This is a genomic window from Jeotgalibacillus sp. R-1-5s-1 (genome assembly GCF_004405105.1).
Lineage (GTDB): Bacteria > Bacillota > Bacilli > Bacillales > Jeotgalibacillaceae > Jeotgalibacillus.
In genome coordinates, this window is record NZ_SORW01000012.1 from 279,494 (window position 1) to 296,101 (window position 16,608).

General features: G+C 45.1%; 19 protein-coding genes. 7 read left to right on the top strand and 12 right to left on the bottom strand.

Annotated elements, in window-relative coordinates; all coding sequences use genetic code 11:
* Positions 1–26 precede the first annotated feature (26 nt).
* The 5 genes from E2491_RS06575 to E2491_RS06595 all read right to left on the bottom strand — a co-directional run bounded on the left by E2491_RS06575 (position 27) and on the right by E2491_RS06595 (position 5,202).
* Positions 27–875, bottom strand: a complete 849-nt coding sequence (locus E2491_RS06575; protein WP_134374161.1) for a carbohydrate ABC transporter permease — start codon at positions 873–875, stop codon at positions 27–29.
* Between the two features lies 1 nt (position 876).
* Positions 877–1,818: a carbohydrate ABC transporter permease gene (locus E2491_RS06580; RefSeq protein ID WP_134374163.1), complete on the bottom strand. Its 942-nt coding sequence runs from the start codon at positions 1,816–1,818 to the stop codon at positions 877–879.
* Between the two features lie 74 nt (positions 1,819–1,892).
* Entirely contained in the window at positions 1,893–3,170 is a 1,278-nt protein-coding gene (locus tag E2491_RS06585; protein ID WP_134374165.1) for an ABC transporter substrate-binding protein, read from the bottom strand.
* Between the two features lie 11 nt (positions 3,171–3,181).
* Entirely contained in the window at positions 3,182–4,525 is a 1,344-nt protein-coding gene (locus tag E2491_RS06590; protein ID WP_134374167.1) for a GH1 family beta-glucosidase, read from the bottom strand.
* Positions 4,526–4,956: 431 nt separating this feature from the next.
* On the bottom strand, positions 4,957–5,202 hold the full coding sequence (locus E2491_RS06595; protein ID WP_134374169.1) for a type B 50S ribosomal protein L31: 246 nt from the start codon (positions 5,200–5,202) through the stop codon (positions 4,957–4,959).
* Positions 5,203–5,377: 175 nt separating this feature from the next.
* Here E2491_RS06595 and E2491_RS06600 point away from each other — a divergent pair, with 175 nt between their 5' ends.
* The 5 genes from E2491_RS06600 to E2491_RS06620 all read left to right on the top strand — a co-directional run bounded on the left by E2491_RS06600 (position 5,378) and on the right by E2491_RS06620 (position 9,023).
* Positions 5,378–5,833: a GNAT family N-acetyltransferase gene (locus tag E2491_RS06600; protein WP_134374171.1), complete on the top strand. Its 456-nt coding sequence runs from the start codon at positions 5,378–5,380 to the stop codon at positions 5,831–5,833.
* An 87-nt stretch (positions 5,834–5,920) separates the two neighbouring features.
* Positions 5,921–6,970, top strand: coding sequence for a selenide, water dikinase SelD (gene selD, locus E2491_RS06605; RefSeq protein ID WP_134374173.1), 1,050 nt, complete (start codon positions 5,921–5,923; stop codon positions 6,968–6,970).
* An 18-nt stretch (positions 6,971–6,988) separates the two neighbouring features.
* Positions 6,989–8,032 carry a tRNA 2-selenouridine(34) synthase MnmH gene (gene mnmH / locus E2491_RS06610; protein WP_134374175.1) on the top strand — a complete coding sequence of 348 codons (1,044 nt, stop codon included), beginning with the start codon at positions 6,989–6,991 and terminating at the stop codon, positions 8,030–8,032.
* Between the two features lie 260 nt (positions 8,033–8,292).
* The gene (gene crcB, locus E2491_RS06615; protein ID WP_134374177.1) at positions 8,293–8,679 is read left to right on the top strand and encodes a fluoride efflux transporter CrcB; all 387 of its coding nucleotides are present in this window, start codon (positions 8,293–8,295) and stop codon (positions 8,677–8,679) included.
* Positions 8,676–9,023: a fluoride efflux transporter FluC gene (locus E2491_RS06620; protein ID WP_134374179.1), complete on the top strand. Its 348-nt coding sequence runs from the start codon at positions 8,676–8,678 to the stop codon at positions 9,021–9,023. The genes crcB and E2491_RS06620 overlap by 4 nt, the downstream gene beginning before the upstream one ends.
* Positions 9,024–9,255: 232 nt before the next feature.
* Here the strand turns inward: E2491_RS06620 and E2491_RS06625 are convergent, their stop codons facing one another.
* Entirely contained in the window at positions 9,256–9,684 is a 429-nt protein-coding gene (locus E2491_RS06625) for a VOC family protein (protein ID WP_134374181.1), read from the bottom strand.
* 142 nt (positions 9,685–9,826) lie between these two features.
* Between E2491_RS06625 and E2491_RS06630 the strand changes: the two genes are divergently transcribed.
* Entirely contained in the window at positions 9,827–10,555 is a 729-nt protein-coding gene (locus E2491_RS06630) for a YqjF family protein (RefSeq protein ID WP_166805810.1), read from the top strand.
* Positions 10,556–10,752: 197 nt separating this feature from the next.
* Here E2491_RS06630 and E2491_RS06635 read toward each other — a convergent pair whose 3' ends face one another.
* The 5 genes from E2491_RS06635 to E2491_RS06655 form a co-directional block, all read right to left on the bottom strand.
* Complete coding sequence (locus E2491_RS06635; protein WP_134374379.1) at positions 10,753–11,400, bottom strand: IucA/IucC family C-terminal-domain containing protein; 648 nt, start codon at positions 11,398–11,400, stop codon at positions 10,753–10,755.
* Between the two features lie 36 nt (positions 11,401–11,436).
* Positions 11,437–12,471: a FecCD family ABC transporter permease gene (locus tag E2491_RS06640; protein WP_134374185.1), complete on the bottom strand. Its 1,035-nt coding sequence runs from the start codon at positions 12,469–12,471 to the stop codon at positions 11,437–11,439.
* Complete coding sequence (locus E2491_RS06645; protein WP_134374187.1) at positions 12,468–13,472, bottom strand: FecCD family ABC transporter permease; 1,005 nt, start codon at positions 13,470–13,472, stop codon at positions 12,468–12,470. Before E2491_RS06645 ends, E2491_RS06640 begins: the two co-directional genes overlap by 4 nt.
* A gap of 61 nt (positions 13,473–13,533) precedes the next feature.
* On the bottom strand, positions 13,534–14,520 hold the full coding sequence (locus tag E2491_RS06650; protein ID WP_134374189.1) for an ABC transporter substrate-binding protein: 987 nt from the start codon (positions 14,518–14,520) through the stop codon (positions 13,534–13,536).
* A gap of 207 nt (positions 14,521–14,727) precedes the next feature.
* A complete protein-coding gene (locus E2491_RS06655; protein ID WP_134374191.1) occupies positions 14,728–15,339 on the bottom strand; it encodes a DedA family protein in 612 nt (203 codons plus the stop codon).
* 67 nt (positions 15,340–15,406) lie between these two features.
* On the opposite strand from E2491_RS06655, the gene E2491_RS06660 reads away from it, so the two are divergent.
* A complete protein-coding gene (locus E2491_RS06660) occupies positions 15,407–15,691 on the top strand; it encodes a hypothetical protein (protein ID WP_134374193.1) in 285 nt (94 codons plus the stop codon).
* Between the two features lie 3 nt (positions 15,692–15,694).
* Here E2491_RS06660 and E2491_RS06665 read toward each other — a convergent pair whose 3' ends face one another.
* The gene (locus E2491_RS06665; RefSeq protein ID WP_134374195.1) at positions 15,695–16,594 is read right to left on the bottom strand and encodes a phosphotransferase; all 900 of its coding nucleotides are present in this window, start codon (positions 16,592–16,594) and stop codon (positions 15,695–15,697) included.
* Positions 16,595–16,608: the final 14 nt, after the last annotated feature.

Below are 16,608 nucleotides of genomic sequence, written 5' to 3' on the forward strand. Positions count from 1 at the left end.
CCTAGACTCCCCTGTCTTCAGCACACTCAACTCTTTACCGCCCCTTGTGTAAGACTGCTGATAAAGGCTTTGTTGAATAGCAGGAAGACGATGATTAATGGCACGGTAGCCCAGAATGTGCCTGATAATATCATACCATAATCACGATTATAGGAGTCACTCAACGCACGTAATGCGACCTGTAATGTATGAGTTGACTGGTCCTGAAGTACAACAAGTGGCCACAGGAAGTCATTCCATACGTTCATAAATACGATGATACCCAGCGTTGCAAATGCCGGAAGAATCGCCGGTGTAACAACGTTCCAGTAAATACGGAAGTTTGAACAGCCGTCAAGTCTTGCCGCTTCAATCAGTTCATCAGGAATCGCCTCTTTAATATACTGGCGCATCCAGAAGATCCCGAAAGCGTTGATTAAACCAGGAACGATGATCGCTCTCAGATCACTTAACCAGCCGAGCTGACTGATGATGTAATACGAAGGAATGAGCCCAAGCTGTGGTGGGATCATCATCGTGATAAGGATCAGAACGAATAAAGCATCGCGCCCTTTAAACTGAAGCTTTGCAAATGCAAAACCTGCAAGTGAACAGAGGAATAGACTTCCCACTGTAACAGAAACGGATACGATCAGAGAGTTCATCATCGCTCCGAAGAAATCAATCGTACCCAGTACATTCGTAAAGTTCGTAACAAGCTCCGAACCTGGCAGTAATGCAGGCGGAGTCTGGTTAATGACGTGGTTTGGCTGGGTAGCCATCACAAACATCCAGTAGAACGGAAATAGGGATACTAGGCCGGCAAAGGTCAGTAACGAATAAAGGATCGCTTTTCTTGACAGTTGTTTTGGCTGAGTTAGTGTAATAGCTTTCATCTTATGCCTTCCTCGCTTTCCCGCGGCCAAGCCGGTTTGTAATAATCAGGTTCAGTACAGAGAAGATCATGATGATCCCGAACAGCACAATTGCTGTCGCTGATGCTGTACCGAAGAAGTTGTTCTCAAATGCATCACGGTATAAGTATGCTACAACCGTTATTCCTTCTTCACGGAGATTTCCACCGAAGAAAATCAGCGGCTCTGTAAAGATCTGAAGTGATCCGATTGTTCCCATGAATACGGTAAATAGAATAAATGGCTTCAGCATTGGCAGCGTGATGTAACGCAGCTGCTGGCTGAGAGTTGCCCCATCAATTTTCGCTGCTTCGTAAAGATCGCTTGAAATACTCTGCATTCCGGCAAGATAGATAATCGTGTTATAACCTACCCAACGCCAGAAAATCATCGTGGCAATGGCAATTTTTGCTCCCCACTCTGACTGGGTGAAGACGATTGGATCTACGCCAAAAACGCCTAAGATACTGTTTACAAGACCAAAAGATTGGTTGTTAAAAATAATACTGAATAGAATCGCTACCGCTACGATCGATGTTACATAAGGCATGAAGATCGCTACACGGAACGTATTCTTAAAGCGCAGCGCCTGTGCATTCAGCGCATAAGCCAGCAGGAACGCTACAATCAGCTGTGGAACGGTTCCTAAAAGACCAATCACGACTGTGTTATAAATAGATTTCCAAAAGATAGGGTCATTGAAGATAATCGTAAAGTTGTTTATGCCATTGAAGGTCATTTCACCAAGGCCATTCCATTTAAAGAAGGCAAGGTAGAAGCTGAAAAGCATTGGAAACAAACCAAAAATCGCAAAGAGGATAAAAAACGGTGATACGAATAAATATCCGGCAATGCTGTTACGTTTTTCCTGACTCATTGAGCGTTTTGTTTTTTTCTCGGTGTATTTCTCAGAGTTTGATACCATGTTGCAGGACATCTCCTTTTATCAAAAAGGGCAAGGAGCCGGCTAAGCGGTCCTTACCCATCTTTGAACTTATTTTACTCACGCTCAAGACGCTGCTTAATTCTTTCCATTGCGTCATCCCACTCCTGGTCCGGATCGCCACCGCTGCTTAATACGTTATTAAGTGCTGTCATGATCTCACCCTGAACAAGAAGGTAGTTGCGTCCTTTATATACATCTTTAACCTGGTCTGCTGCTTCTGCGAATACTGCAGCTGTGTTGATTCCACCGAAGTAATCATCAGTGTAGTTTACAAATTCATCCTGCTCATATGTTGCTGGTGTTGATGGGAATAGACCCATATCTTTGAATGACTCAAGCTGTGTTTCAGGTGATACAAGCCACTCGATAAACGCGTAAGCTTCTTCCTGCTGATCTGATTCTTCAGAGATCGTCAGGTATGATCCACCCCAGTTACCAGCGCCTTCAGGCATTGTTGTGATCATCCACTGATCAGAATCAGGTGCATTACCTTTTACAACACCCTGCATCCAAGCTGGTCCAAGAAGTGTTGCGTAAGAACCTTCAGCCATCCCCTGACCCCATTCAGGTGTCCATAGAGGCATGTTTCCTACAGCGCCTTCTTCAATCAGGCTTACAGTGTAATCATATGCTTCACGGATTGCTGCATTGTCTTCAACAATCAGCTCGTTATCACGGTTAAAGTAGTGCTCATCAGCCTGGTCACGCTTCGCGTTAAAGATCAGCTCTGCGTTATCAACAACCGGCTTTCCAGTTTTCTCTGCTACGTCTTTAGCGAACTGGGAATATGCTTCCCACGTATCAAGTGAGGCTGCAAGCTCAGCAGGATCTGTTGGATAACCCGCTTCTTCTACTACATCCTTACGATAGTACATCGCTGTTGGACCGATATCAGTCGGCAGACCGAACATGAACTCACCGTCAGCGCTTTGTCCTACGTTCCAAACCCACTCAAGATAGTCACCCTGTACATCTTCAGCACCTAAATCATAAAGGTTAGCAAAACGATCCTGTGCTTCACGGTAACGCTCGATTTCCCCTACTTCGATCATTGCAATGTCAGGAGCACCCTGTCCTGCAGAAAGAGCAGTGAACAGGTTATTGTGGTGGTCACCCATCTCAGTTGACTGAACATTGATTTTAACGTCCGGATTTTCTTCCATGTACTTTTCAGCAAGCTCTTCATAGCCCGTTGTTCCGAAAACCCACATGTCGATTGTTTCACTTCCACCGCCGCTGCCTGAGCCGCTGCCGCTTTCATCACTTGAACATCCTGCCAGAATTGCCATTGCACTACCTGCTAAAATACTTGTTTTCCAAAGCTTTTTCATTTCTAATCCCCCTAGTTTGTTTTGACTTGCACTTCTACCCCATTGTTCTGAATGACCTGCTGAAACCACTTAGCACTTTCTTTTGGAATACGTTCCTGTGTCTCAAAATCAACATATACCAGGCCAAAGCGTTTGCTGTAGCCGAATGCCCATTCAAAATTGTCCAGGAAACTCCAAGCGAAGTATCCTCTTAAATCTGCGCCGGCTTCGATTGCATCCAGACATGCGTCCAGGTGCTCCTGCAGATATTGAATCCGGTCGGAATCCACTACCTTGCCGTCTGTCACTTCATCATCATAAGCGGCACCATTTTCCGTTACATATAAAACCGGGTTGTTATACTCTTCCTTCAGTCTGATCAGCAGATCTGAAAGCCCCTTTGCATATACTTCCCAGCCCATTGCTGTGCGTCGGTGTCCACCACCTTCATGACCTGCATCCAACCATGCTCCCGGCTGATGATTCAGGTATGAGATGGAGTAATAATTAATACCAAGGAAGTCAACCGGTGCTGCAATCGCTTCCAAATCTCCCTCTTTGATAAAAGAGAAATCAGTATACACACTGTAATGCTCAAGCATATCTGCCGGATAAGATCCTTTGAATACAGGATCCAGGAACCAGCGATTCAGGAATCCATCCCATCTTACAGTCGCTTCTTTAGAAGAAGGCTGCTCGTCTGCAGCGTAAGAAGAGTTCAGGTTCAGCGTAATGCCAATCTCACCCTTGCGCTGCTTCGCACGAAACTGTTCAACCACTTTGCCGTGTGACAGTAATACATGGTGTGCTGCTTTTAAAAACGCAGGAATATCACGGTAACCAGGTGCATGCTCGCCTGAACCGTGACCCAGCCAGCTGACTACCCAAGGTTCATTATGTGTAATCCAGTTCGAAACGCGGTCCCCAAACCGGTCAAACAGCACTTCACAGTAATGAGCGAATTCTTCTACGATCTCACGGTTCATCCATCCTCCGCGATCCTGCAGTGCCTGCGGTAAATCCCAGTGATAAAGTGTCACAGCCGGCTTGATGCCTTTTGCTTCTAGCTCTGTTAACAGACGGTCGTAAAACGCAAGACCCTCTTCGTTAACCACCCGGTCTCCGTCAGGAAAAATTCTGGACCATGAAATCGAAAAGCGGTACCATGGCACATCTAAATCTTTCATTAATTGAATATCTTCCGGATAACGATTAATGTGGTCACACGCAACCTCGCCGTGATCTCCATTCAGTACCTTCCCCGGATTCTTACAAAATTGATCCCAGATCGACTCGCCTCTTGTATCACGACCACCTTCTATTTGGAAAGAAGAAGTAGCGGTTCCCCATACAAAGTTTTCTGGAAATTTCCTCATGTCGTATCAGCCCCACTAATTACGAATATTTTTTCGTAAATTATTTAATAGAATAAAAATCTTTCGTTAATTTGGATTTTAAACCTCTTAGAAAGCGTTGTCAATATGAATTTTTAGATTATTTTCGTAGTTTACTAATTATTTTCACGAAAATTTTTCGTTCTATCTTTCGGAAACATTCAATTCTAGTAATATATTCGTTTTTATATTCGTATTAAAGTTCGTTATATCCTGATTATTTGGAAAAGCGGGGTCATTTGTAGGGGTTTTTAAGGAAAGTGCTTTTCGTATCGATGAAAATGAGTTTGACGCGGAACCAAACTGCTATGATCACGATCTCCACTCCGGGGGAAACACTGATTAAAAGTCCAGTAAAAAAAAAATCCGCATCCACTTAAAAAGTGAACACGGACTTTCCGGTCGTGATGACATTATCCAATGTTGTATTTCTTTCTGAAGCGTTCTGCACGGCCATCTTTGTCCGCAAACTTCTGGCGGCCTGTGTAGAATGGGTGTGTGTCAGAGCTGACCTCAACTTTTAAAAGCGGGTACGTGTTGCCGTCTTCCCACTCAATCGTTTCATTAGACTTCATTGTAGAACCAGTCAGGAATTTAAACCCGCTGTTTGTGTCCATGAATACAACTTTTCTGTAATCCGGATGGATATCCTGTTTCATTTGTATTGCCTCCTTATTTATATCACGTTTATTTAATTAAATCGTAAACGTTACGTTTTGAGTTTACTCTCCTATTAAAACATATTTCATATAAGAGATCAAATCTTTGGATTTTAAAGGGAATGAGCCTTCATAAATAGAAACAAACAGCAGAACTTTTAAAGGAGGCAGATACGTGTATCAGTATTTTAACGGCTACATAATCAGAGAGGGTACACAGAATATCCCTGCAGATCAGGTTGAGAGATTATTTATAGATGCAGGATGGGTACGCCGTACACCTGAATGGCAAAAAGAAAAATTTACGCTGATTTTCCAGAACTCCACCTGGGCATATACAGTTTGGGATGACAATGAAATGATCGGTATGGTCCGGGTACTGTCCGATCAGGTTATGGCAGCCACGATTATGGATCTGGCTGTACACTCTTCTCATCGCGGTAAAGGGATTGGTCAGAAGCTCGTGGGGTTATGTCTGCAAAAGCTCCCTCACGGAGACTGGTTCGCTCATACTTCAAGCAATAATTATTCATTCTATGAGCAGCTTGGTTTTGAAGTGAAAGATCCGAATCACAACGGCACATGCGCTTATTACGGATATATTGAAGCACGAAAGGCTGGTCACCGTTAAAGTCAAAGCGCACCTGCTTCATGATTTTTCCTTGAATGTGCTACACTTATGGACAGTGATGATTATCTTGGAAAGAGGTTGAATAGCATGACAAGTTCAAATAATGTACGTTTAACATCCCTATCCTCTAAAGGTGGTTGCGGCTGTAAAATCGGCCCCGCTGATCTTGCACAGGTACTGAAGAATCTTCCGCAGGCCGAAGCCAATCCGAATCTGCTTGTTGGACTGGATACGAGTGATGATGCAGGCGTGTATAAGATTAATGAAGAAACAGCGATTGTACAAACCGTTGATTTTTTCACGCCGATAGTTGATAACCCTTATGATTTCGGCCAGATTGCAGCAGCGAATGCGATCAGCGATGTGTATGCAATGGGTGGAACCCCGCTTACCGCATTAAATATCGTCGCATTTCCGATCTCTACTTTAGATAAAAGTATTTTGACTGATATCCTCCGCGGAGCCGGCGATAAATTGAAAGAAGCCGGCGTCACACTCGTTGGCGGGCATTCTATTGATGACAAAGAGCCGAAATTCGGATTAGCAGTCACAGGAACGGTCCATCCTGATAAAGTGAGAGCCAACGCAGGCGCTAAACCTGGTGATAAGCTGATTTTAACGAAGCCGATTGGTGTCGGGATTTCTACTACTTCTCTTAAAAACGGTCTGCTGACTGAAGAAGAAACAGCTAACGTAACAAAGGTAATGGCGACGTTAAATAAAACAGCCGCCGAAACGATGTCTGCTTATGATGTTCACGCTGCAACAGATGTGACAGGCTTTGGATTACTTGGTCACGCGTCTGAAATGGCAGCAGGTAGTGATGCAGGGCTCGTCATTTATAAAGAGGATGTTCCGGTTCTTCCACGCGTTCGCGAGCTGGCTGAAGCTGGTTCTGTACCGGGTGGGACACGCAATAACTACGCCCATTTAGAAGGCAAGGTGGATTATCCCGAGGAGATGGATCAACTGGACCGCTATATTTTATGTGACGCGGTAACATCCGGTGGACTGCTGATTTCTGTGTCAGCTGAGGAAGCGGATCAGCTGCTCGCAGACTTACGCAGTAAAGAAGTAAATGCTCATATGATTGGAGAAGTTACTGCAGACCATCCGGGGAAAATTCGTGTGGTATAAAGATTGAAGGTGAAAATTATGACACGTGAAATTACATTAAATGATTTAATGGAAGCCCATGAGAAAAAAGAGCGGGTCCTCGTTGACGTCCGTTCTCCCGGCGAGTTTGAAGAGGGTTCGATTCCGGGCAGCATCAATATCCCTGTCTTTGATAATGAAGAAAGAGCTGAAATCGGCACGATTTATAAGCAGGTTGGTCAGGAACAAGCAAAAGCACGCGGACTCGAGATTTTCTCTGCGAAGCTTCCTGTATTCGTCGAGCAGCTTAAGGCGCTTGATGCCCCGATTTCAGTTTTTTGCTGGCGCGGAGGGATGCGGAGTAAAGCAGCGGCTACCTTTACAGACTTTATGGGACTTGATGTGAACCGCTTAACCGGTGGCATCCGTACGTACCGTCAATGGGTCGTCCAGGCACTGGAGGATTATGAATTTAGTGCGCAGCTCCTCGTATTAAACGGTTATACCGGCTCTGGCAAAACAGCAATTTTGCGGAAGCTTCAGGAGGAAAATGAACCTGTTCTTGATCTGGAGGGATATGCAGGTCACAGAGGATCCATTTTCGGACAGATTGGACTGGTACCTAACAATCAGAAAAAGTTCGATTCTTTGTTAATCACTGACCTGAGGCGCTTTAAGGATTCTCCTTATTTACTGATGGAAGGTGAAAGCCGCCGGATCGGCCGCGTTCATATGCCGGACTTTTTATTTGAGAAAAAAGAGCGCGCACCTCAGATCTTTGTTAAGTTGCCAATTGATGTACGCGTTCAAAATATCCTTGACGATTATCATCCGGACGAGTCAAAGGATGCCTTTTTAGAAGCATTCAGCCGGATCGAACGGAGAATGCATACGCCGGTTGCGAAAGATATTCGCGATCATTTAGAAGCAGGAGAATTCCGGGAAGCCTTCAAAATGCTTCTGGTTCATTATTACGACCCCCGCTACGAGCACTCGATCAGTCGTCATGAAGAGCGGAATGATGTGGTCATTGAAGCAGAAACGCTTGAAGAAGCTTACTTAAAGGTAAAAGAAACCCTTGCTCAATACACAGTTAAGAAATAAGCGCAAAGCCAGCCTCGGGAATGAGAGGCTGGCTTTTTAATATCGTGTTATCTTGTAAACCGTGTCGGGATTTTTCACAAAAGTGACCAAGCACCATCCCACCTATGCTTTTTTCTGTGTCCTGCTCTGGCTCCGAGCCCTCCGGCAATTGCCAGCAACAGAAGCCACACGTAAGCCTTCTCCAACTATTTCACTCCTCTTGACCATCTCTTATGGAATGCTTAATGTAAATTGTATCAGATTCGAACGGAGGACAATGAATGACCTACATATGGATTGGAATCGGCGGAGCCATTGGCAGTATGCTAAGGTATCTCACCGGCCTGCTTTTACCGCCTGTCTCGGGCTTCCCACTCGGAACACTTTCGGTTAATCTGATTGGCTGTTTGATTCTCGGGTTTTTATCTTCACAGGCAGATTCCAACTGGAGCGCCTCTCCTCAGGTGAAACTGGCGGTTAAAACAGGATTAATCGGATCGTTTACGACCATGTCTGCCGTCAGCACCGAGCTTGTGATTCTTTTACAGAGCGAACATTATGGGGTCGCCCTGCTTTATTTCACATTAAGCTTACTTGGCGGTCTATGCTTTGCATCACTCGGAATGCTCCTTGGTAACTCTACTGAGAAAAGGAGGAAAGTCCAATGACCATTGTGTTATTATCGGCAGGCGGATTTTTCGGAGCGATTTGCCGTGCCTTTGTCTCAATGAAACTGAATCGGCAGCATACGCCGTATGGAACCTTACTCGTTAATCTGCTCGGCTCCTTTTTGCTTGGCTTTGTGCTTTCTCTTGGCGTAAACGGATATTTGTATGCATTCGCTGCCCTTGGTTTTCTAGGTGCTTTTACAACTTTCTCAACCTTTTACGTAGAAATCGTAAAGCTTATGATGAAACGCAGAACCGGTCGGGCGATCGCCTACCTTTTTCTGACCTATGCAGCAGGGGTTTTATTTGCAGCTCTCGGTTTTTTTACAGGAAATTCATTTTAAGAACGTGAAAAAACCTCCGGCCGCCAGCCGGAGGTTTGCGCGTATACATCTATTGGGTGGGAAGATATTATTCTTTCTTAATCGCCAATTCGGTTTGTTGGTTCCTTTTTTCTTAAGAAAGCCGCTGTCTTCCCGGCAGTTCACTACAATGCAGCAAAATAGCGATTCATTGCCCGCCACCTTACCGTTGTTTTACGTGGTCACAAAGGTAATTTACCCCATTATCCACGATTTAAACGTCTTCACTCTCTCCCTCATGGCTGAATTGCCAGATGATGCCGAACTGATCCGTCACTTGCCCATACGCCTTGCTCCAGAACGTTTCCTGCAGCTCCATATCGACCTTTCCACCCTGCTTGATCCGGTCAAACTGCTTTCTCAAAAGTGCCTCATCCTTAAGCCAGACCGTCAGTGAAATATGATTCCCCTGAATATACGATGTACCTGGAAATGTGTCCGAAAACATCAGCATACTGCCGTTTACTTTCAGTGCTGCATGCATGATGCGATCTTTCATTTCTTCAGGAATCTCAAACTCAGGATTAGGCGGCTGCTCCCCAAATGTCATAATATCCGGAGCCGGTGAGTCAAATACCTCGCGATAAAACGCCACAGCTTCTCTCGTATTGCCATCAAAATTCAGATATGCATTTAAAGACATCCTGTTCACTCCTTTTTTTCACTTACCTTATATATTCGGAACAGATAGTGGAAATCCTGTTGAAAAGCAGCCGATTGTAAAAAATTATTTTTCGATTCTTTCCGGCTAATTTTATAGGATGAAAAAGAAGGTGGTGCATGACATGAAACGAAAGACAAATAAACAGAAATGGCTGATGGGACAGACCTGGAATGATCTACTTTTTGCCCACTATCCAGTGCCTGCAGAGGAGCTTCGTCCACTGATTCCCGATTGTCTTACGCTTGATACGTTTGAGGGGCAAGCCTGGGTCAGCGTGGTTCCTTTTGAAATGAGCCATATTTATTTCCGGGGGCTTTCCCTGTTTACGTATAAGAGACGCTTTGCTGAATTGAATGTAAGAACGTACGTTACTTTTAATGGTGAGGCAGGCATTTATTTTTTCAGTCTTGATGCCAATAGTCCGCTTGCCGTTAAGCTTGCGAATTTTTCTTACGCACTTCCTTATTTGCATGCGGACATGAGTGTAGTACATGCGGAAAATCGCATTCATTTTAAAAGCAGACGGACTGATACGCGGGCACCTTTCGGGGATTTTGATGGTGTGTACGGTGCAGATGGAGATTCATTTAAAACGGTGAAAGGGTCGCTTGAATATTGGCTTACAGAGCGTTATGTCTTATTTGTGTTAAAGGGACGGAAAATTCTAAAGGGTGCTATTTATCATGATCAGTGGACTCTGCAGCCCGCTTATGCTGAATTTAACATAAACCGTGTCGCGGAAAGTGCAGGCATCTTACTGCCTGATCAGCCTGAATTGCTTCATTTTGCAAAGCAGTTAAAGGTTCAAGTCTGGCCGCCTGAGCAGGTGGGGATTTTTGATCGTGAGTAGTGAGTGATTCGGGTTTGATGGCGGGAGGTTCACAGAATTTTGGCCGGAGTTCGCAGAATTTTTGGGGTGGTTCGCAAAATTTTCGAGGTGGTTCATAAGATTTTTACGCTGGTTCGCGGGATGTTGAGGAAGGTTCGCAGGATAATGACTAAGTACCCACTCCCCTCCCCAAACAGTCCATCTCTCTGCCCCCCGCTTCATCTCAATGGACAGTTCCCGCAATAAGGCTGTTCCTCACCCTGTTTGATCTGATAGAGCCTGCAGCACGTTTCCCTGACCGGAACGACATCCCAGCTATCCGGACGCTGCAGGTATGTTGTGAATGGATTCACTTCAAGGCCTGTCCACGGTGCATCCGGAGCGGTCATTTCGCAAAACAGCTCTTCCAGCTGATCCTGGCTGTAATCACCAGCCTTTTTTCGAAACACAGCCTGCATACGCACCGCAATATTTTCCCATAAGATCTTCTGCGGTATTTTGCATGTTTTTGAGAAGCGCTGAACCATCGGTGTTAAGTGTTCTGCAAACACAACGGTTTTCCAATCACGGTTCATCTCTTCATGATCGTCACTTTCAAGGAGGACAAAGTGGTCAAAGTGAAATTCCGCCTCTTTAAGCCAGTTCACTTTCCCACGCTTCAGCCCATAGTACTCAAGGGCTGCGGCTGCCGTCATGACTGCATATCTTTTCATCACGAGCGAGGCTGCTGTTGATTCAAGTTCAATATCACTTACGCGTGCATACCGTCCGACTACCTCCGCAATGACTTCCGGATCCTCCAGCTGTTTAATGGAAATGCCTGTTCTGCCCTCTTTCTTTTCCACGCGATATGATTGTAAATCCATGACCTCTCTCCTTTTATACAAATTTAGTGACGAAAATCACTGATTACGATAGCGGAACAGCAGATACAGGAAGAATGGCGCACCAATTGCAGCGGTGAATACACCTGCCGGAATATCGAGTGGCAAAAACAGAGTGCGCGCGATCAGGTCTGCAATCAACACCAGAAATGCGCCTATTAATGCCGTTGTGACTGCAAGTCCGGGGAATGATCGATGAACGAGCCGTCTTGCGATATGAGGAGCCATTAGTCCGACAAACTCGATTCCACCTGCATAGGCAGCGGCGGTTCCTGCCAGCATCACACTGCACATTAAAAAGATAAACTGCTGCAGCTGTACACGAATGCCGACACTGATTGAAAAATCCTCTCCAAGCTCCGTCACATTCAGTCCTCTACCTAGTACGACAAGGAATGGAATTGGAATCAGCAGCCACCAGATCATCGACGTCACTTCACTCCAGGATGCTGCATAAATACTGCCAGTCAGCCAAATATAAGCCGTCGTTGCAGTAGCTGTTTCACTCATCACAAGCATAAAAGTCACACATGCCTTCATGATGGCTGAAAGTCCAACACCAATTAAGACCAGCCTGATCGGCGTGACCCCTTTATTCCATGAAATGAGATAGATCAGTAACGCGGCAAGAAGTCCTCCGGCAATCGCAGCGAGTGGCAGATACTGCATGCTGATGATACCTGCACCAAAGAAAATAAACGTCACGGCTCCGAGGGAAGCACCGCTTGTGATTCCGATAATATCAGGTGAAGCGAGCGGATTTCTGACAAGGCTTTGAAGAATCAGACCTGCGATACCAAGCGCTGCTCCTACTAAAATGGCCATCGTCGCACGCGGTAAGCGCAGCGTTTCAACGACAAAAGTATGCTGATCGATCTGACCCGTTATTTGCATAAAAACTTCTGTAAGCGGAATCCAGTTACTACCTGCAGATAGACTCAATAGAAATAAACCTGTTACTGCCAATAGCCAGATACCCGTCACCAGCAGCCAGCGTGTTGACAGCTGAATAGAGATGCGGTCATTAAACAAACGGAATGTCCATTGCTTCATTTCTTTGACACTCCTTTTTTAGCAAGGTAAATAAAGAACGGTCCGCCAATAAAGGCGGTCATGACACCTATCGGCACTTCCTGAGGAGCAATGATCACACGCGCAACAATATCTGCTGATAACAACACAGCTGCTCCGAGCAGGCCACTGTAAGGAAGGATCCAGCGATAATCATTCCCCACCAGACTCTTCGCCATATGCGGAACAATCAGCCCGATAAAACCGACTGATCCCACCACTGCAACTGAGCCTCCGGCAAGAATAATAACCAGCATGCCCATGACAAGCTTGGTCAGCCAGACCTTTTGTCCAAGCCCTTTCGCTACGTCATCACCTGATGAAAAGACACCCATCGGACGAGCCATAAACAGACTGACAATTAAGGCAATCAGTAAAAATGGCAAGACAGATAACAGCATCTCAAGGTCACGACCTGCCACTGATCCTGAAATCCAGAACAGGACCGTCTGAATAGACTGTTCATCCAATACGAGCATCCCTTGAGTAAACGATACAAAAAGTGCTGACAGTGCCACACCCGCCAGGATAACCTTGATTGGTGTAAGTCCATCACGCCCGAGGCTGCCCAGAAAGAAAACAGTCCCCCCTGCGATCGCGGCACCGAGGAAGGCAAACCACATATATCCTGTAAGTGAAGACACCTCAAGCCAGGTAATGGCAAAAACGATAAAGAAAATGGCCCCTGCATTAATTCCGAGCAGGTCGGGTGCTGCAAGCGGATTTCTTGTAAGCGCCTGGACAAAAACCCCTGCAAGCGCAAGGTTCATGCCAATCACGAGTGAAATAATGCCTCTTGATAATCTGGAAGTACCAATAATGAGGTGGTTTGTATTATTTGGATCGTAGCTGATGATCGCTTCCCACGTCTCAGATAAGGGAATAGACGTCTGTCCAACTGCAAGACTCGTCAGGAACAAAAAGACGACGGTAGTGAGCAGTCCGATCAGTCCGATTAGTTTTAATATAGGGGAACGTAACATAGTAACGCCTCTTCTTTCATGAGAAAAAGGGGACGCAAAATGCCTCCCCCTCACTCAAATCTTATTCCTCAAGCTCAAAATACTCGTACATATCATCCAGCATCAGGTGGGCAGACTGTAAGCCTCCAGCCATATTCCATGCAACCTCATCTACTGTAAATACGTTGTCATTCTTAACAGCTTCTAGGTTCTGATAAAGCGGGTGTGCAGTCCAGTCTTCATATGTGTTCTGAACATCCGGAGTATCCTCCATGAACTGGAAGATTACATCTGCATTCATCTGAGGAATTGCTTCTTTATCGTTTAACATTACGATTTCTTCATTTTGTCCCTGAAGCTCAGTCGGCTCTTCAAATCCAGCTTCCTGAAGAATCGACCCGGCAAAACCAGTTACGTAAATACGCGCGTGATCTGCACGGTAGTTCAATACCGCAGCACTCATTGGCCAGTTTTCATTCGTGCTGACCTTTTCCTGGAAGTCAGCGATGCGGCTGTCCCAATCAGCCAGTAGCGTTTCAGCCTGTTCTTCTTCACCAAGCGCACTACCAATAAGATTCGTTGTTTCTTTAAAATCATAAATGGTTTCATTTACGATTGTTGGAGCAATTTCAGAAAGCTGCTCATAAATCTCTTCGTGACGGATCTGGGAAGCGAAAATGACATCCGGCTCTAATGCGGCAATCTCTTCAAGGTTAGGCTGTGTTTCCTGCCCTACATATGTAACATCCTGCAGATCGTCCTTTAAATAATCATACATTGGCATCTGTACCCATGACTCAACGACGCCAACTGGTGTTACGCCAAATTCCAGCACAGTGTCAGTTGCTCCCTGATAAAGTGTCACAACGCGCTCTGGCTTCTCTTCAAGCGTAGTTGTGCCCATCGCGTGCTCTACTTCAATTGAACCTGACTCTGTTTCTTCTGAAGCATTTGATGCATTATCTGACTCAGTCGCATCTGTTGACTCTTCTCCGCTGCCGCCACAAGCTGCCAGCACAAGAGCAGAAACAAGACATGCAACGATAAATAACAATAGCTTTTTACTCATGTTCTTAATCTCCTTTGGTGATAATGATTTTCATTTGCAATATGATTGTATTACAAATGAAAATCATTATCAATACTCAATTGAGAATTAATTTCATTTTTTTCTATTTCATAACTGATCTACTAATGATTAAATGTATGAAAAATGCCTGACCCTCTTCCATAATCCAGGAAGAATGATCAGGCAGATGAAGGGAAATAAGCATTTTTATGCTCTTCCACGTCTTTTAATCAAGTAATAAATCACAGCTGCAACAAATAATACAGCAAGAATCACATAAACGACATTCGAATAGACTTCGATGCGGTGTACGATTGTTTCCCATGAGTCTCCAACAGAAGCGCCAAGGTAGATCAACACGATGTTCCAGATCAGTGTTCCTGCGGTTGTAAAGCCGAGAAATACCCAGATGTTCATGTTAGACATGCCGGCTGGAATTGATATCAGGCTTCGTATCAGTGGAATGAATCGGCAAAAGAAAACGGTCCATGGTCCGTATTGATCAAACCAGGCATCCGCCCGATGAAGGTCCTCTTTTTTTACCCGTAACACTTTCCCCCAGCGATCAATGATCTTTTCCAACCGTTCCACATCAAGCTGCACACCGAGAAAGTAAAGTGCAATGGCCCCCGCCACTGACCCTGCAGTCGATGCAGCTACCACTCCCGGGATCGTCAATCCTGAATCCACCGTCATAAACCCGCCAAATGTTAAAATAACCTCAGAAGGAATCGGCGGGAAAATATTTTCCAATGCAATGAGAAAAAACACACCAAAGTATCCGTATTCATTCATAATCTCAGTCAGCCAGTTTTCCATTACAGACTCCTTTTACAGCGGGTAACCCTGCAGTCATTCATATTTTGATCAAGAAAGGACTTTTAAGATGAATCAAAAAGAAATGGAGCAATATATTATTCAAAAGTATCAGGAAGATGAAAAAATTATGGTCCTATTGTTTATCCAGTGGTGTCAGGAACAAAACCTCGACCCTGAAAAGCTGTATAAAGAAGCTTACCCTACGCAACCTGCCAACTCACTGTTAAAACAGCTTATAGAGGATCAAGTTTCAACAGATTTAGAGATCGATGCAGGAACGCTCATTAATGTGATGCAGGTCTTCGGCAATGATGACCTGGCACATGTCATTTCGGTCTATGCTGAAAAGTAAGGATCAGCTCAGGGATTTCTCCAGACCGGCCAGCGCCCAGCGCAGTACCTGCTGGTCGCCGGTACTTTTTGCATAGCGCAGCAAAACGGTATTGAGAAAAGCAGCCTTGAAACGGGCAAGCTTAATTGTCTCATCATCAACGCTTCCATATGCAGCAAAAAAGCGGCTTCTGAATTCAGGGGAAATACATTGAAAAGCAATTGAAAGATCAGATGCAGGGTGACCAATATGGGCATCCCCCCAATCGATGATTCCTGAAAGTTTTCCTCCTCTGGCAATCAGGTTTTTAGGGTGCAGATCCCCGTGAACAAGCACGGTACCTGCAGGATTCTTCCATTCTTCCAGCTGGTCGAGATAACTCAGCAGCTGCTGATAGAGCTTTTCAGGAATAACCGGAGATGCCTCCTCTGCTATGTCATAAAAGTGTTTTTTTCTCAGAGCAGTGGATAGCCGATTCAAATGGTCAGGCTCTGCATCTATACACGCAATCGGGAGTGCATGAAGTTTTTTAAGAAAGTGCCCAATCTTGTCAGCTGCTTCATTCAAGCAGTCCGTGTCTTCAAGATCAGTCAAAACCTTCCCGTTCACCAGAGAAAAACCGACATATGAATCGTTTTCATCCTGTCCTTTTTGAAAGTAAACGGGTTTCGGATAATCAAATCCGCCCTCAAAGGCTATCTTTTCAAGGCTTGTAAGAACTTTGTTTTCTATGTACATGGCTTCGAGCCCAAGCTTTCTTCTCGGAAAACGGAACACCCATTGTTCATTTACCATGTATACGGTGTGGTCAAAGCCTGTTCCTAAATCTTTAATCTTTACAGGTCTCAGCTCCGGATAAGCCTCTTCTATCCTTACCTGTGCCTCTTTTATTGTAACGGGGTGTGTCGCTTCCCATGGATTCATTGTCTCACTCCTGC

Excerpts from the sequence above, each read along its gene's own strand:
- E2491_RS06665 (WP_134374195.1), bottom strand. The coding sequence starts at position 16,594 with ATGAATCCATGGGAAGCGACACACCCCGTTACAATAAAAGAGGCACAG.
- E2491_RS06635 (WP_134374379.1), bottom strand. The coding sequence starts at position 11,400 with ATGGATTTACAATCATATCGCGTGGAAAAGAAAGAGGGCAGAACAGGC.
- E2491_RS06645 (WP_134374187.1), bottom strand. The coding sequence starts at position 13,472 with ATGTTACGTTCCCCTATATTAAAACTAATCGGACTGATCGGACTGCTC.
- E2491_RS06630 (WP_166805810.1), top strand. The coding sequence starts at position 9,827 with ATGAAACGAAAGACAAATAAACAGAAATGGCTGATGGGACAGACCTGG.
- crcB (WP_134374177.1), top strand. The coding sequence starts at position 8,293 with ATGACCTACATATGGATTGGAATCGGCGGAGCCATTGGCAGTATGCTA.
- E2491_RS06585 (WP_134374165.1), bottom strand. The coding sequence starts at position 3,170 with ATGAAAAAGCTTTGGAAAACAAGTATTTTAGCAGGTAGTGCAATGGCA.
- E2491_RS06590 (WP_134374167.1), bottom strand. The coding sequence starts at position 4,525 with ATGAGGAAATTTCCAGAAAACTTTGTATGGGGAACCGCTACTTCTTCT.
- mnmH (WP_134374175.1), top strand. The coding sequence starts at position 6,989 with ATGACACGTGAAATTACATTAAATGATTTAATGGAAGCCCATGAGAAA.
- E2491_RS06620 (WP_134374179.1), top strand. The coding sequence starts at position 8,676 with ATGACCATTGTGTTATTATCGGCAGGCGGATTTTTCGGAGCGATTTGC.
- E2491_RS06660 (WP_134374193.1), top strand. The coding sequence starts at position 15,407 with ATGAATCAAAAAGAAATGGAGCAATATATTATTCAAAAGTATCAGGAA.
- E2491_RS06625 (WP_134374181.1), bottom strand. The coding sequence starts at position 9,684 with ATGTCTTTAAATGCATATCTGAATTTTGATGGCAATACGAGAGAAGCT.
- E2491_RS06580 (WP_134374163.1), bottom strand. The coding sequence starts at position 1,818 with ATGGTATCAAACTCTGAGAAATACACCGAGAAAAAAACAAAACGCTCA.
- selD (WP_134374173.1), top strand. The coding sequence starts at position 5,921 with ATGACAAGTTCAAATAATGTACGTTTAACATCCCTATCCTCTAAAGGT.
- E2491_RS06595 (WP_134374169.1), bottom strand. The coding sequence starts at position 5,202 with ATGAAACAGGATATCCATCCGGATTACAGAAAAGTTGTATTCATGGAC.
- E2491_RS06650 (WP_134374189.1), bottom strand. The coding sequence starts at position 14,520 with ATGAGTAAAAAGCTATTGTTATTTATCGTTGCATGTCTTGTTTCTGCT.
- E2491_RS06655 (WP_134374191.1), bottom strand. The coding sequence starts at position 15,339 with ATGGAAAACTGGCTGACTGAGATTATGAATGAATACGGATACTTTGGT.
- E2491_RS06640 (WP_134374185.1), bottom strand. The coding sequence starts at position 12,471 with ATGAAGCAATGGACATTCCGTTTGTTTAATGACCGCATCTCTATTCAG.
- E2491_RS06575 (WP_134374161.1), bottom strand. The coding sequence starts at position 875 with ATGAAAGCTATTACACTAACTCAGCCAAAACAACTGTCAAGAAAAGCG.